Source organism: Prevotella sp. P6B4 (assembly GCF_000619985.1).
GTDB lineage: Bacteria > Bacteroidota > Bacteroidia > Bacteroidales > Bacteroidaceae > Prevotella.
This window is the reverse complement of sequence record NZ_JHVE01000012.1, coordinates 22,736-38,982: the sequence shown is the minus strand read 5'-3', so window position 1 is coordinate 38,982 and position 16,247 is coordinate 22,736. Positions and strand designations below refer to the sequence as shown.

Sequence of the window (16,247 nt, the reverse complement as noted above, 5' to 3'; positions counted from 1 at the left end):
CCTAAGGCCTACTTTTTGACTGAAATCAAGCCTTAGGTGGTTACATTTTGTTCTAAAAACGCCTAAATTCCGCTCATTTTATTTTTATCGGACGGATAGCGAATGTAAAATCATAGTCCTTATAAGGCATCAGATACTCCTCACGAGGCCATGCACCCCATGAGTTCACACAGCCCAGTCCCATCTGTCGCTGCTGGATGTGCACCTGTGTCTGGGCACGCTCCACGAGGTCGCCCGAGTGGCGGCCTATCTTCTTATCCTTGGTCACGCCGTCGTCCAGGTCTTCAGTCAGGAACTTCAGCGCACTGGCCTCCATAGGTGCATTGCTGTAAAACTCCAGTCCTTCGCCCTGGGTATTCATCACGCGGAACCAGCGTACATCGGTGTGGTTGCCCGACTCCTGCGGACGCACATATGGATAGTACTCCTGCTCTACCTTATTATTATAGATGCCCAAGAACTCACTCGAGTTACGGTCGATATAGTTCTCAACAGGGCCACGACCATAATAGCTGACAGCATCAAACTCCTTCGGCATCTGCAGCTGCATACCGTAGCGGAACATCGGACTCACCTGAGCCTCCTTGTCGGCCTTCAACTGCTCGCGTACAATCACCTCGCCTTCCTCGGTCAGCGTGTAAGTCATGGTCAGCGTAGCCTTTACCTCTGGCATGTCGAAAGTCGAGATAACAGTGTTGCCATCAATCTTCACATCCTTCACTATCATCTGTGGGTTCTTCCACACGCCAAACTTCTGCTGCATGCCAGCACCATAGTCATTGTCAGTAGGTGCGCGCCAGAACTCTGGCATAATCGACTCACGATCCTGCAGCATCTCCTTACCATCCACGTCGAGGTAGTCAATCCATCCACTCCATTTGCCAATGGTCAGTGTGGTACCAGCAACCTCTAATTTCACATAACTCTCAGTTTCCTCCTTCTGCACATTGGCTTTTTCGGCCTTCAGCTCAGGGTACTGGTAGCTGTTCAGGGCAAACTGCTGACGTGCCATCACCTGTCCCTTCTCAATCAGTGGCTGAGCCTCCTTGCTCTTGAACTGGAAGATGACAAACACTTCCATATCGCCGTGATGTCCTAACACACGCTCGATAGTCTTCTTCATGGCCTCGTCGGTAATCACCTTACGCTGCTGTGGAGCAATGCCACTGATATCGATCTTGCCACCATGTCCGAAGGTCATACCTGCAGGACGGTTGCCACCATGATGGTGTGCCTTACCAGCAGTAGCACCACCAACAAACCACTCCAACTCCAAGTCGTCGAGCGTCTTGAAGAAGTTCTCGTTGTACACCTCGAATCGGCCTTCCTTCAGTCCTTTGTCGCTCACCCATACGTTCTGGTAGTAGTAGCCCACCTCGTAGGCATGCGGGTTCAGTCTACGGTCGGGTGCGATGAGTCCGTTGCAGTTAAAGTTGTGGTCGCTGGCAGGATAGCGTCCGTAGTCACCACCATAGGTAAAGATCTCCTTGCCAGTGGTGCTGTTCTTGTCGCGCAGTCCCTGGTCCACAAAGTCCCAGATATAACCACCCTGGTATTTCGGATACTTGCGGATGATATCCCAGTACTCCTTGAATCCGCCCATCGAGTTACCCATGGCGTGCGCATACTCACACTGTATCAGCGGACGTGGATTGTCGCCCTTGGCATAGCGCTCGCAGTCCTCGTAGCCATAGTACATAGGACAGAAGATATCCGTCTTGCCGTTCTGTCGGGCCTGCTCAAACTGGCAGGGACGTGTCTTGTCATACGCCTTCACCCAGTCATAGGCCTTCTCAAAGTTAGGACCGTAGCCAGCCTCGTTACCCAGGCTCCACACAATGATGCTGGGGTGGTTCTTATAGGTAATCATATTACCCTCCTGTCGCTCAATGTGCATCTTCTCAAAGTCAGCACGCTTGGCGAGTGTGCCCTCACCATAGCCCATGCCGTGACTCTCCAGGTTGCTCTCTGCTGTCAGGTAGATACCATACTCATCGCACAGGTCGTACCAGCGTGGGTCGTCAGGATAGTGGCAGGTGCGCACCGCGTTGATGTTCAACTGCTTCATGATCTTGATATCCTGTATCATACGGTCCACGCTCACGATATAGCCACCGTCGGGGTCCAGCTCATGGCGGTCGGCACCCTTGATCAGGATGGGCTGTCCGTTAATGAGCAGCTGTCCACCTTTGATCTCGATATGACGGAATCCCACTTTCTTCTTCACCACCTCGAGGGTTTTGCCAGCCTGCTTCAGTGTCAGCTGCAGTGTGTAGAGGTTTGGTGTCTCAGCCGTCCAGGCCTTGGCGCCAGGCACGGTAGCCTTCAGTCCCTCAGCCACCAGGTTGCCGGCAGCGTCGAAGAGCTTTGCCTGCACCTGTGCCTTGCCGGCCAGCTTCACGTCCACGTTCAGCAAGCCGTTGCCCTGCACGTAGTCCTGTCCGATGGTGATATCCTGGATGTGCACCTTTGGTGTGGCATAGAGATACACCTCACGTGCGATACCTGTGAATCGCCAGAAATCCTGGTCCTCCAGGTAGCTGCCGTCACACCAGCGCATCACCTGCATGGCTATCAGGTTCTTACCGGCCTTCAGGTACTTGGTGATATCGAACTCAGCAGCCACCTTCGAGTCCTCGCTGTAGCCCACGTATTTGCCGTTTACCCATACTGCCAGGTTGCTGGTGGCACTACCCACGTGGAAGAACACCTGCTGTCCCTTCCAGTCCTTGGGCAGTTCGAAGGTACGTCGGTACGAGCCCGTATAGTTGTTCGTCTCACCGATATAGGGCGGTTCGCTCTTAAAGGTGGTACTCCAGGCATAGCCCATATTCTTGTAGATCTTGTCGCCGTAGCCTTCAATCTCAAAGAGTCCTGGCACGGGGAAATCCACCCATTCCGAGTCGTCGTACTTCAGGGCATAGAATCCCTGAGGTGCATCCTGATGATTCTTCACAAAATTGAATTTCCATTTTCCCTCCATTGAGAGATAGCGTGAGCTCTGAGCCTTGTCGCCATTAGCCTTGTCCTCGTCTTCAAAGGCAAAGAAGTGGGCTCTGCGCGGCTCGCGGTTCTGTTGGTTCACGCTGGCATCTTTCCAGACTGGTGTCTTCTGTGCATTCGCCATTGTGAACGCACCACACACCATACATAACAATAGTTTCCTAATCATACGGTCGTAATATAATAATTGATTTAATTAATAATCCGTGCAAAGATACGATATTTTTTATATTTCTCTAAGTACTTTTCACAAAAAAAGTACTTAGCGCGCAAAAAAACTGTAGGTACTTTTCAAAAAAACACAAATTTAAGGAAAACCATTAACAGAAAATGGAGAGTTTGCGCTTGCAAACCCTCCATGAATCTTTTGTGGAAAGAGGTAAATATTACTCCTTCTCGGCTGCAGGAGCCTCTGTAGCAGGAGCCTCTGTAGCAGGAGCAGCGGCAGCAGGAGCAGCAGCGTCCTTCTGCTGACTGGCACCGAAACCAGGCAGGTTGTTAGGATTGGTAGCAGGAGCCTGATAGTTCTCCATCACAGAAGTGGCACCATCGGCCTGAGGAGCTACGTAAGCGCAGCATACGCTAACCAACACCATGAAACCAGCGAGGAACCATGTGGCCTTCTCGATGAAGTCGGTAGTCTTGCGAACACCGCCAATCTGGTTATAACCTGAGAACTGAGAAGCCAGACCGCCTCCCTTTGATTCCTGGATGAGCACAATGCTAATCATAAGAAATGCTGCAACCACGATGAGAATTACAAATAATGTGTACATTTTTTTATTTATTTTTTTTGTTACTATTTACTATTAATTTCTCTAAGAAACGTATTTGATCTGCAAAGTAAGCATTTTTTTTCGGAATTTGCAAACTTAATCGCTGAATAATTTCCAAAGCTTTCGAATATCTACCTTGTTTGATATAAATTCGTGCCAAAGTTTCGGTAAAATACTCACTTTCAACCTCATTTTCATCATTTTGAGGCTCGGGAGCGGGCTCAGGATGGTACTCGGGGACCTCACGCAACTGGAAGCCGCCATTGTCATCATTTATGAATGAATCAATAAGTTCCTGACCAGGCATCTGTGGAACCTCTCCTGGCATCTCCTGACCACCATCGGGCTCGATATCCATCAGGTAGGCGACATAGTCGACAGCAGCATCAGCGGGTGTGGGACGACGCTTGGACTTACGCGTAGGCTCGTCGTCAGACTCTTTAGGGATGCTCTCAAGGAAATTATCAATGAGTGAGATGGTACGATCAACAGCAGGTTCTGGGGCTGCAACAGGCTTGGCCTTGGCTGTAGCGGCCACAGGGTGATACTCGTAGTGACGCCCCTCAATCATCTGGAACAGCACACGACGATTGGTAATATAGGCCGAGGCACGACGCAACTCCTCGTCGAAGGTGGCGTCGTGGAGCAGATAGAGGTTCTGCAGCAGGAGCAGACGGGCTGTCTGGAAATAAGGATAAAGTGCCAGCAGGGAACGCAACTCGTAGAGCGAGTCACGATCCATCCGCTCAGGATGTTGGATCAGTTCAGTGATTCTATCCATAAGGCATTACCAGTTAGCTACTGCTCTATTAAAAATCTGATCACAGAGGTCCTTCACCATCTTGGTAACAAGCTCCTCCTGCACGCTATTGAGCGACTGAGTGGTCTCGTAACTCTGTGAAGCGGTGAACTGCTCCTCGAAATCTTCATTATGGTTCTTGTTATTCGTAAATCGCACGTTGACAGTCATAGAGAGCTCGGTCATGGCCGAATAGCCCTCGGCACTCACCGACTTGTTGCGCTGTTCGTAGCGCGTAATCTCTCCTTCGAGCTTCAAATCACCATTACGCTTGACGAGCTCCAGACGGGTATGGTCGGCAAACTGGTCCTTCAACTGATTGTTGAACAGTGGTCCCATCGGTCCCCATACATAACTGCTGCGGATGGGGAACTCGGCTATTTGGATAGACTTGGTCTGCGAATAGTCGATGCTGGCGCCGTTGAACTTATAGCTCACGGTGCAACTTGTTACTACTGCGAGGACAGAAACAAACACGATTGTTCTTATCTTATTGATCCAGCCCATACTGTTTCAGTCTGCGATAAAGGGTTCGGTCACTAATGCCCAGTTCCTGGGCGGCTTTCTTGCGGTTGCCATGATTACGCTCCAAGGCCTTCTCAAGCATCTGCTTGCCTATATCGTTCAGGTTCAGGCTCTCCATCTCCTGAGCGGGCTCTATATACTCTTCGGCAATGGCATCCTCTACAGATGCCACGGGTGCAGGGTGCGGAGTGATAGGCGTTGGGAATGTTGTAGCAGGCATATGCTCTACCTGAGGTACAACAGGCGATGCTGTCTGCACATCGTCCAACTGCTTTTTCAGCGCACTCATCTCACGGCGCATATCGTTCACGTTGCCACGCAACTCGAACAGAATCTTATACAGGATCTCGCGCTCGTTCTCAAAGCTATGGTCGCCACTACCCTCGCGGTGGATGGTTGCCAACTGGGTTGACTCCTGATCCTGGGGAATGAACTGACTGAGCACCTGAGCAGTGATGGTACGCTCGGGCGAGAGCACGCTGATCTGTTCGGTGATATTCTTCAACTGGCGCACATTGCCAGGCCACTTATAATGCATCAGGAGCTGCTTGGCGCCCTCGTCGAGCACCACGCGGTCCATCTTGTACTTCTCGGCCATCTGCAAGGCGAACAAACGGAACAACAGGATGATATCCTCACCACGCTCACGCAGAGGCGGCATCTGGATGGGTATCGAGTTGAGGCGATAGTAGAGGTCCTCGCGGAAACGACCTTCGCTGATGGCCTGACGGATATTCACATTGGTAGCAGCCACAATACGTACATCGGTCTTGCGGATCTCGGTGCCACCCACAGGGATATACTCGCCTGTTTCGAGCACACGCAACAATCTGGCCTGGGTAGCCAATGGCAGCTCGCCTACCTCGTCGAGGAACAACGTACCCTTGTTGGCCACGCCAAAATAACCTGGCGAGTCGTTGATAGCACCTGTATAAGAACCTTTGACATGACCAAAGAGTTCGCTATCGATGGTTCCCTCGGGAATTGAGCCACAGTTGATGGCAAAATACTTTTCACGGCGACGTGGCGAGTTGTCGTGGATGACGCGGGGGATAATCTCCTTACCCACACCACTCTCGCCTACAATGAGCACACTAAGGTCTGTCGGCGCAACCTGAAGGGCTACGTCGAGTACGTGGTTCAATGCGTCGCAATTGCCAACGATATTGTACCGCTGCTTGATATTTTGAAGTTCACTTGTCTTCATTGAGCTGACAAAATTACATAATTTTTCCGAAACATCTGCAATTTTGGCAGAATTTTTAACGCAAATTACTTTTCTTTCCTATCCAACTTGATCAAAAGCAAGCCAATGGCAGTCCAAATCAGTTCGCGCAGACGGACCAGCAGTGCCACGAAGATACCCGCGTTAGCCGTCATACTCAAACCCTCGGTCGACATCAGGAAACCACCCTCGCGACCACCTAACTGCAGCGGCATGAAGAACAGCATATTAGCAAATAGTGTGGTGAATGCATAGATGAGGATACACTGTGGAATGGTGACATCAGGCATGATGACCAGCAGGATGAAATAGATTTCAAGCGTAGAAGCCAGTCGGCACAGCAGTTCGAGCACCACAGCCAACTTGAACGTACGCGGGTTCTGATTGTGCAGGGCGGCTATCTGCTGGTCGATCTCTGCCAGCTTTTCGCGGTTGCGCTCAATGAATGGCTGTGCCCACTTCTTTACCATGGGAAAATGGCTCAGGACGTTCATACCCGTCATGGCGATACCACGCTTGTAGCCACGCAGAAAGAACCAGATGGCCAACAGAGCTACACCGGCGATGATGGGCAACAGGATATAAGTGAGCGGCGTCATCTTCTGGGTAATGATATACAATGGCACGCTGAGCAGCCAGAACCAGAAGTGACTGTAGATATGCGTCATAACATAGAGGATGACTGACGACGAGGCACGCTGAGTACCCACCTTGGGCGAGAGCGACATGATACGGTAAGGCTCACCGCCCATCAATCCGCCAGGCGTCGCATAATTCAAGGCGAAGGCCGAGATGGTAATCTTATAGAGCCACCAGAAACCCACCTTGCACTTGCGGCACACGCCCTGCTCATTGCCAATGGTATTAATGATGAGATACCATGAAGCGGTATTCATCATATAGAGGAACGCCCACAATACGAGTACGCCCACAAACCAATAGCCAGCATGCAGTATACCCTCCCAGGCCTGACGGAAATCAAGCTGCGAGGCCATAATGATAAGAACGAGCAGTCCAAACAGGAAAAAGCCGTTCTGATAATTCTTTTTCATCAGCAGAAGAGACGATTACTTAAAGATATCCTTGGCACGGGGCATAGCAAAACGGGCCTTGTCACCATCCTCACGTTTCTCGTGATAGAGCTTAGGCAGCGGATTAGCCAATGGCTCGTCGTACTCCTGACGATGGCGGAACATATCAACTGCTGTATAGATGGCCTGGCGCAACGAAGTTGGATCGGCCTCACCCTTACCGGCTTTCTCAAATAATGGTCCATGGTCGGTGGTAATACAGATGGCGCTGATACCCGCCTTGAATTTCACACCAAACTCGGGTGCCAGAGCACGGAAAGGCAGCAGTCCCTGATCGTCGTACATAGCCAGTACACCATCGAAAGCCTCATGCTGGTTGTTAGCAAAGAAATCCTCAGCCGTATAAGGACCATAAGCCTGCACATTCTGTTTCTCGAGTTCCTCGATGGCAGGGGCGATGATCTTCTCCTCCTCAGTGCCAGCCTGCGGATTAAGTGCCAGCACAGCGATACGGGGATTATTGATACGGAAATCGCGCTTCAAGCTCTTCCAGAATATCTGTCCCTTCTCCACAATCTTCTCCGTACTGATGCTCTGAGCCACCTCATTGATAGGCAGACGATTGGTGAGCAGACCTATGCGCACACGATCGCTCAGCATGACAGTGAGCGCCTTATCATCGCGATTAGGGTTGGGATTGGGCACCACAGGACCTAACACCAGCACATCATACAGATGCTTCTGCATATCCTCCTTGGCGCGTGCCATCGCCTGTCTGGCGGCACGGTTGCTCTCCTCGGTGGGTTCGCCGAACTCTACCTTCACCTCTTCATCAAAGCAGGCGAGCAGGTTCACCTTGCCATCCTTGGCCTCAGCGGCGTCGTTAATCGTGATAAACTGGGTTTCTATGCCTGTAGCCTTACGATGGAAGGCTGCGGCCTTTGGCGAACCATATATGATAGGTGTACACATATCGAGCATCATAGGATCCTCGAAAGCACGGAGGATAACCTCATAGCCGATGCCGTTGGTATCGCCATGCGTGATAGCCACGCGAATTTTCTTATTATCCATTCTCTTGTTGTTTTTTAGCTGTCGAAAGTAGACCGCACGCGGCAAAGATATCTTGTCCTCGACTGGCACGGATGGTAGTAAATACGCCATGAGCGGTCAGATAGTCACGCAGGGCTTCCATACGCTTCTCGTCGGCACCAGGCAGATCAACATCCGGAATCTCATGGAAACGGATGAGGTTTACACGGCAGTCGAGCCCCTTGAGCAGTTTTACAATCTCGCGGGCATGGGTGGGCGTATCGTTAAGACCTGCAAAGCAGATATATTCGAACGAGCAACGACGCTGGTGAGCGAAGTCGTACTGCTTCAACAGATCAACCACCTCAGTGATCGACATCTGTCGCTCAGCGGGCATCAACATGCGACGCTGTTCTGGCAGCGGCGAGTGCATGGAGATAGCCACATGGCACTCGCTCTCATCGAGGAAACGCTTCAACTTATTCTTAACGCCCACACTCGACACGGTGATACGACGCGGACTCCAGGCATAGCCATAATCCGCTGTCAGCACCTCGGTAGCACGCAACACGGCGTCGAGATTATCCATGGGCTCGCCCTGACCCATAAACACAATATTGGTCAGCGACTCGCGCTCTGGCAGCGAGTATATCTGATTCAGGATATCGCCTGGTGTCAGACTGCCCTCATAGCCCTGTTTACCCGTCTGACAGAACAGACAGTTCATCTTACACCCCACCTGACACGACACACACAGCGTAGCACGGTCACCATCGGGGATATAAACCGTCTCCACGAAATGGCCACTGGCCACAGGAAACAGATATTTGATCGTTCCATCGACCGAGCGTTGACAGTCAAGAGGTGCCATATTGCCGATGGTATAGGATGCAGAGAGTTTCTCACGATTAGCCTTCGAGAGATTGGTCATCTCGTCGATACTGCTCACGTGCTGCTGGTAGAGCCACTTCGCTATCTGGCCGGCAGTAAACTTGGGCATTCCCAACGTTGTTACCACCTGCTGCAATTCGCTAAGCGACATACCTATTAATACCTTCTTTTCGTCGTACATCTTTACTTTTTGGCTGCAAAGTTAGAAAATTTTCTTGAATTATTTGGTTTTCTCGGAAAATATTACGAAATTTGCGCTTTAATAAATTACTAATTTCAGAGAATGAGAGAAAAAATAGACTGTTTTTTGCCTTGCAATGATCTCAAGTCGGCACGCGACGTGGTGGCACAGATCAAAGGCAGCAAAACGATTCAGCATATATGTTTGCTGGTAAGTCAACCCATCGAAGCGGATGACGAAGCGTTGAAAGACTGTCAGCAAATAGTAGTAAACGACCTGACAAGCAGCCAAACTCTGACGGCCATCGCCGATATGGCGAAAGCCGAATATGCCTTGCTGCAGATACGTCCCCGAGAATTACAATTAGGCAAGGGCTCACTCGACCGCATGCTACGCATCGCCACCGATTCGGATGCAGCCATGATCTATGCCGACCACTATGACTTGATCGACAGCAAGCTGCAGCCCCACCCCGTTATCGACTACCAGGTGGGCAGTATCCGCGACGATTTCGACTTCGGATCGCTGATACTCGTCAAGACCTCGCTGCTGCGTTCCTTTGTTCAGCAGCATTGCTGCTATAAGTTTGCAGCTATTTATGCCCTCCGTCTGTTCCTGAGTCGCGAGGGACGTATTTTCCACATCAACGAGAAACTCTACACGGAGCAGGAGACCGACACCCGTACCTCAGGCGAAAAACAGTTCGACTACGTGAACCCACGTAACCGTGAGGTACAGGTAGAGATGGAGCATGCCGCCACCTCCCATCTGGCTGCTATTGGTGCTAAAATCGACCCCTCCTTCTACCGCACCCCCGACTTCAACGAGCAGGAGTTCGACGTCGAGGCATCGGTGGTCATCCCCGTCTATAACCGTGAAAAGACTATCTGCGACGCCGTAAACAGCGCCCTGAGTCAGAAAACGAAATTCAAATACAATGTCATCGTGGTGGATAACCACTCGACTGACAAGACCACAGAGTTGCTGCGCGGTTTTCACGACGAGCGACTCATCCATATCATCCCTGAGCGCCACGATTTGGGCATCGGCGGCTGTTGGAACACAGCCATTCACGACGATCGTTGCGGACGCTTCGCCGTACAGTTGGACAGCGACGACCTCTACTCGTCGCCCAAGACGCTACAGCAGATAGTGGATGCCTTCTATAAGCAAAATGCTGCCATGGTCATCGGCTCGTATCGTATGTGCGACTTCGATCTGAACACCCTGCCGCCAGGACTTATCGACCACGCGGAGTGGACTGACGAGAACGGCCCTAACAATGCCCTGCGCATCAACGGTCTAGGCGCGCCACGCGCCTTCTTCACCCCCCTATTGCGCCAGATAGGTTTCCCCAACACCAGCTATGGTGAGGACTACGCTTTAGGATTGATCTTCTCGCGCCACTATCGCATCGGACGTATCTTTACTGAGCTTTATCTCTGTCGCCGCTGGGGTGGCAACAGCGATGCAGCCCTCTCTATCGATAAGGTAAACGCTAACAATCTCTACAAGGACCAGTTGCGCTCATTGGAGATTATGGCCCGTCAGCAGATGCTACAGGGTAAGCAGGAACTGATGAACGACTCACCTCTGATGCGATTCTTCAACCGTCAGCTCGAGAAGTGGGACGATGCCCGCAAGCGCTACCACGACCTGCGCAATGTGAAGACACGCGAGTTATCGTTGGGTGCCTCGACCATGAAGGTGCAGTGGAACCCTGCCCGCATCGTATCGACAGGTGCCAAGATCGACAAGCAGACACTGGCTGAGCGCCCCTGTTTCCTCTGCGAGCAGAACCGTCCGAAGGAGCAGGTCAAGAAGCCCTTCGACGCTCAGTACGACCTCTTGGTAAACCCCTTTCCCATCCTGCCCATCCACTTCACCATTCCATCGGTGAAGCATGAGCCACAGCTGATTCGAAACACGTATGATGAAATCCATAAACTGCTAAGCGAGTACCCCCAGATGATGGTATTCTACAATGGTCCGAAATGTGGTGCTTCAGCGCCCGACCATGCCCACTTCCAGGGTGGCACTTCGGGTGTATTACCCCTACAGATGTCGTGGGGACGCCTTTCACGTAACCTGAAGCCCATCATCAACCTGAACGACGAAGAGGGTATCTCGCTCATCGAGGAGTACCCATGTCCTGCGCTGTTGATTCACAGTAAGTCGGAGTATGGCGACGAGCAGCTCTTCCTGCGACTCTACGAATCGCTGCCTGTGCCAGAGGGTGAGCCAGAGCCCATGATGAACATCGTGAGTTGGCGACACGATACCGACTACTATTCGGTGGTATTCCCCCGCGAAAAACACCGTCCCGACTGTTATTACAAGGAGGGCGACGAACAGTTCATCATCTCGCCAGGCGCCCTCGACATGTCTGGTCTCATCGTCACCCCACGTCAACAGGACTTTGAGCGACTGACGCCTGAGATTGCTATCGATATTCTTAACGAGGTATCGCTGCCAGCCGACCAGCTCCAGCAGGTTATCGACCGTCTGAGAGCTACCCAAAGCTCAATGGTCAATGATCAATGTTCAATGAAAAAGGAGCCCAACGTCACTGTTGGCATCGTCAGTGGCGAGAAGATATCCTTCAGCCTCAACAAGCCTTACGTAGCCAAGGGCGAAGTGATTACCGGCAACCAGGTGGTAGAGTTCAGCGAGGGTGGTATCCTATGGCGTGGCACCCAGTATCGTAACCTCACCTTCACACCACAAGCCGACGATGCCTCGTTCTCACTCAACGATGTGACCATCGGCGTTAATTTCCACTGGGAGCGCAAGGAGACCCAGACCTTCGAAGGCACCCTACGCATCGTGGTAGAGGCCGACAAGATTGTAGCCATCAACGAACTGCCTGTCGAGAAATATCTCACCAGCGTCATATCGAGCGAGATGAGCTCAACATCAAGTCTTGAGTTCCTGAAGGCCCATGCCGTCATCTCACGTTCGTGGCTATTGGCACAGATTGAGAAGCGCAAGCAGCACGAGAGTGGTGGCGATAACTTCTTCTCGTTCACCAAGAGCGACACCGAGTTTATCCGCTGGTACGATCGCGAGGATCACACTATCTTCGATGTATGTGCCGACGACCACTGCCAGCGTTATCAGGGTATCACCCGTGCCAACAATACCCATGTGGAGGAGGCTATCAGCGAAACGCGCGGACAGGTACTGATGTACGATGACGAGATTTGCGACGCTCGTTTCTCGAAGTGTTGCGGTGGCGTGACAGAAGAGTTCCAGTACTGCTGGGAAGACACGCCGAAGCCCTACTTGGTATCATTCCAGGATCCCTACTGCAATACCAGCGACAAGCATATCCTCTCGCAGGTACTCAACGACTTTGATCAGGAGACGCCCGACTTCTACCGTTGGACTGTCAGCTACACCAAGGCCGAGGTATCAGATCTCATCAACCGCAAGCTGAAGATCGACTTCGGCGAGATTATCGACCTCATCCCCGTGGAGCGTGGCAAGAGCGGACGTATCTGGAAACTCAAGATTGTAGGTACAAAGAAAACCCTCACCATTGGTAAGGAACTCGAGATTCGTCGTGCCCTGAGCGAGAGCCACCTCTACTCTTCGGCTTTCGACGTAGAGAAGACTGCCGAAGGCTTCACCCTTCATGGCAAGGGCTGGGGCCACGGTGTAGGTCTCTGTCAGATAGGTGCCGCTGTGATGGGCGAACAGGGTCATCCGTACAATGATATCCTGCTGTTCTACTATCGCGGTGCCCAAATCAAGCGTCTCTACGATTAATGGTCAATGTTCAATGGTCAATGTTCAATAAAAAATGAGAAATAAGAATCCCTGGGCCTGGGTGCCCTCCCTTTACTTTGCCGAAGGCGTGCCCTACGTGGCAGTGATGACCATCTCGGTGATCATCTACAAGCGTCTTGGTTTGTCGAATACCGACATCACGCTCTACACCTCATGGCTCTATCTACCATGGGTCATCAAACCCCTATGGAGTCCGTTTGTAGACATGTTACGGACCAAACGCTGGTGGATCCTGGCCATGCAGATACTCATCGCAGCCGCCCTGGCTGGTGTGGCCTTCACCATTCCCGGGCCGTTATGGTTACAGGGCTCGTTGGGATTCTTCTGGCTGCTGGCTTTCAGCAGCGCTACCCACGATATTGCAGCCGACGGTTTCTATATGTTAGGTTTGGAGCAGCACGAGCAGGCCTACTTCGTGGGCATCCGCTCTACGTTCTACCGCATTGCCACCATTTTCTCATCAGGTTTGTTAGTAGGCTTGGCAGGAGCGCTGCAAGTGCTCACGCGCAACATTGCCTACGCCTGGAGCTTGGTGTTCTACCTCGTTGCGGGTCTGTTCATCGCCCTGTGGCTCTACCACAACTGGGCACTGCCACGCCCCAGCGAAGATACCCATCGCATCCAGAAAACCGCAGGCGATATCATCACCGAGTTTTGGAACACACTCGTCACCTTCTTCCACAAGCCACAGGTCTGGGTGGGCATCTGTTTCATGTTGTTCTACCGCATGCCTGAGGGATTACTGGCCAAGGTATCGGCACTGTTCTTAGTGGATAAAGGCAGCAACGGCGGACTGGGCTTGAGCGATGGCGAATTCGGACTGGTGCAGGGCACCGTGGGTGTTATCGGTCTCACCTTAGGTGGCATCTTAGGCGGTATCGCAGCCAGCAAGGACGGCTTGAAGCGTTGGCTCTGGCCTATGGTGATGGCAATTACCATCCCTGATCTGGTTTACGTCTATCTGTCGTACGCCCTACCCTCGAGTCTGCTCGTCATCAATATCTGCATCTTCCTCGAACAGTTCGGCTATGGCTTTGGTTTCTCGGCCTACATGCTCTACCTGATTTACTACAGCCAGGGCGAACACAAAACCGCCCACTACGCCCTCTGTACCGCTTTCATGGCGCTGTCGATGATGATTCCTGGTCTCTTTGCAGGTGCCCTGCAGGAGGCTGTTGGCTATCAGATATTCTTCCTCATCGTGGTAGGTTGCTGTGCCATGACGTATATCGTCTCCGCACTACTGAAGATCGATCCGGAGTTCGGTAAGAAAAAAGCATAAGAAAAGGCTTCCACATCTGGAAGCCTTTTTTCTTATATTCCTGCGCCATCTTGGAAAGCCACATCCACGGCTTTACTCTGCTGTATGCGCGAGTAAGGCGGCACGCTGTGCGTTACCCAGATGTTACCACCAATCACCGAATGGTGTCCGATGGTGATACGTCCCAGGATCGAGGCATTCGAATATACCGTTACGTTATCCTCCAGTATCGGGTGTCGTGGTATGTTCAGCATATTTCCATTCTCATCGTACTTAAAGCTCTTGGCACCTAACGTCACGCCCTGATACAGCGTCACATGGTTGCCGATGATAGCGGTCTCGCCTATCACCACACCTGTACCATGGTCGATAGCGAAATACTCGCCAATCTTCGCTCCTGGATGGATGTCGATACCCGTTTTGGAGTGTGCCTGTTCGGTGATGATACGTGGAATAACGGGCACCTGCAACTCGTGCAGCTTGTGGGCAATGCGATAGTGCGTCATCGTGTTCATCGATGGGTAGCAGAATATCACCTCGCCATAGTTGGGCGCAGCAGGGTCATTGTCGAACATAGCTTGGATATCGGTATATAACAGACGTTTGATTTCGGGCAGGGCATCGATAAACGCCAGCGCCTTCTCCTCGGCAATGGCATATACCTGTGCCTTGGTACTGTTTGCCTCGCAGTCCTCACAGAACTGCAAGCCGTGGGCTATCTGCTTGGTGAGTAGTGTACAAAGTTCCTCCATTGCCACACCGATATGATAAGCGCGGATAGCCTCATCGGGCTGTCGTTTCTCAAAATAATCGGGGAAGATGATGTTCTTTACCAGCGCCACAATACGCTTCACCTGCTCTACCGATGGCAGTGGAGCTACGGTGGCAGGCATCATGCTCACCTCATGGGCTGATTGTTTCGACAACTCAGCCACATTGCGCTGCAATGTCTCGTTTATTCTCGATTTGTCCATTTCTCTTCTTTTTCCTAAGTTTCGCGGCAAAAGTACGAATAATATCCCACACAACCAAATTTTACGCAGAAAATTTTTCTGCGAGCAGGTATTGGGTGTCGATGATGAAAAACTGGTTAGTCAGTAACTGCCCCACACCCAGGATATACTTCAGCGCCTCGGTAGCCAGCATGCTACCCACGATTCCAGGTAGTGTGGCCAGCAGTCCGAACCTGCTGCAGTCCACCTCATCGGCATCGGGTTGTTCCGGAAACAGGTCACGCAGCTGGGCGGTATCGGGCAGAATGGTCATCAACTGACCGCTGTAGCGGAACACACTGCCGATAGCGAGCGGCTTGCGCAGACGTACACAGGCATCGTTCACCAGATACTTGGTAGCGAAATTATCCGAGGCCTCGATCATGAAATCATAGTCGGCCAGCAGGTCATCAACATTCTCTTCGCTCAGTCGCACGGCATATCGTCTCACTTCCACATCCGGGTTCTGGGCATGTATCTTCTCATAGGCGCTCTCCACCTTGGGTTTACCGATATCGGCCACCGTATGGATAATCTGGCGCTGCAGATTACTGATCTCTACCACATCGCTGTCTATCAGTCCGATGGTACCTACACCAGCAGCAGCGAGGTACAAGGCCACCGGCGAGCCTAAACCGCCAGTTCCCACAATCAGTACCTTACTCTTCATCAGGCGTTCCTGACCTGCCCATCTTACTTCGTCCAGTTTCATCTGGCGCTCATATCTTGCTTTCTGCAT

Annotated in this window: 12 protein-coding genes; 2 read left to right on the top strand and 10 right to left on the bottom strand. The window is 51.7% G+C overall.

Annotation, left to right across the window (positions count from 1 at the left end):
* Positions 1-73: 73 nt before the first annotated feature.
* From T491_RS0109150 to rlmN, 8 genes are all read right to left on the bottom strand, one after another.
* On the bottom strand, positions 74-3,172 hold the full coding sequence (locus T491_RS0109150) for a glycoside hydrolase family 2 TIM barrel-domain containing protein (RefSeq protein WP_028903624.1): 3,099 nt from the start codon (positions 3,170-3,172) through the stop codon (positions 74-76).
* 217 nt (positions 3,173-3,389) lie between these two features.
* The gene (gene secG, locus T491_RS0109145; RefSeq protein WP_028903623.1) at positions 3,390-3,779 is read right to left on the bottom strand and encodes a preprotein translocase subunit SecG; all 390 of its coding nucleotides are present in this window, start codon (positions 3,777-3,779) and stop codon (positions 3,390-3,392) included.
* Positions 3,780-3,783: 4 nt separating this feature from the next.
* Positions 3,784-4,560: a tetratricopeptide repeat protein gene (locus T491_RS0109140; protein ID WP_028903622.1), complete on the bottom strand. Its 777-nt coding sequence runs from the start codon at positions 4,558-4,560 to the stop codon at positions 3,784-3,786.
* A 6-nt stretch (positions 4,561-4,566) separates the two neighbouring features.
* Positions 4,567-5,085: an LptE family protein gene (locus T491_RS0109135; protein WP_028903621.1), complete on the bottom strand. Its 519-nt coding sequence runs from the start codon at positions 5,083-5,085 to the stop codon at positions 4,567-4,569.
* Positions 5,069-6,310 (bottom strand): sigma-54-dependent Fis family transcriptional regulator, encoded by a 1,242-nt coding sequence (locus T491_RS0109130; RefSeq protein ID WP_028903620.1) that lies wholly within the window; start codon positions 6,308-6,310, stop codon positions 5,069-5,071. Before T491_RS0109130 ends, T491_RS0109135 begins: the two co-directional genes overlap by 17 nt.
* 65 nt (positions 6,311-6,375) lie before the next feature.
* The gene (locus tag T491_RS0109125) at positions 6,376-7,380 is read right to left on the bottom strand and encodes a lysylphosphatidylglycerol synthase transmembrane domain-containing protein (RefSeq protein WP_028903619.1); all 1,005 of its coding nucleotides are present in this window, start codon (positions 7,378-7,380) and stop codon (positions 6,376-6,378) included.
* A 15-nt stretch (positions 7,381-7,395) separates the two neighbouring features.
* Positions 7,396-8,433, bottom strand: coding sequence for a PdxA family protein (locus tag T491_RS0109120; RefSeq protein ID WP_028903618.1), 1,038 nt, complete (start codon positions 8,431-8,433; stop codon positions 7,396-7,398).
* Entirely contained in the window at positions 8,426-9,463 is a 1,038-nt protein-coding gene (gene rlmN / locus T491_RS0109115) for a 23S rRNA (adenine(2503)-C(2))-methyltransferase RlmN (protein WP_028903617.1), read from the bottom strand. Before rlmN ends, T491_RS0109120 begins: the two co-directional genes overlap by 8 nt.
* A gap of 102 nt (positions 9,464-9,565) precedes the next feature.
* On the opposite strand from rlmN, the gene T491_RS17415 reads away from it, so the two are divergent.
* Positions 9,566-13,234: a DUF4922 domain-containing protein gene (locus T491_RS17415; RefSeq protein WP_081773318.1), complete on the top strand. Its 3,669-nt coding sequence runs from the start codon at positions 9,566-9,568 to the stop codon at positions 13,232-13,234.
* A 34-nt stretch (positions 13,235-13,268) separates the two neighbouring features.
* Positions 13,269-14,537 carry an MFS transporter gene (locus T491_RS0109105; RefSeq protein WP_028903616.1) on the top strand — a complete coding sequence of 423 codons (1,269 nt, stop codon included), beginning with the start codon at positions 13,269-13,271 and terminating at the stop codon, positions 14,535-14,537.
* A gap of 32 nt (positions 14,538-14,569) precedes the next feature.
* Here the strand turns inward: T491_RS0109105 and epsC are convergent, their stop codons facing one another.
* Entirely contained in the window at positions 14,570-15,490 is a 921-nt protein-coding gene (gene epsC, locus T491_RS0109100; RefSeq protein ID WP_028903615.1) for a serine O-acetyltransferase EpsC, read from the bottom strand.
* A 61-nt stretch (positions 15,491-15,551) separates the two neighbouring features.
* Positions 15,552-16,247 carry a HesA/MoeB/ThiF family protein gene (locus T491_RS16135; protein WP_197018840.1) on the bottom strand — a complete coding sequence of 232 codons (696 nt, stop codon included), beginning with the start codon at positions 16,245-16,247 and terminating at the stop codon, positions 15,552-15,554.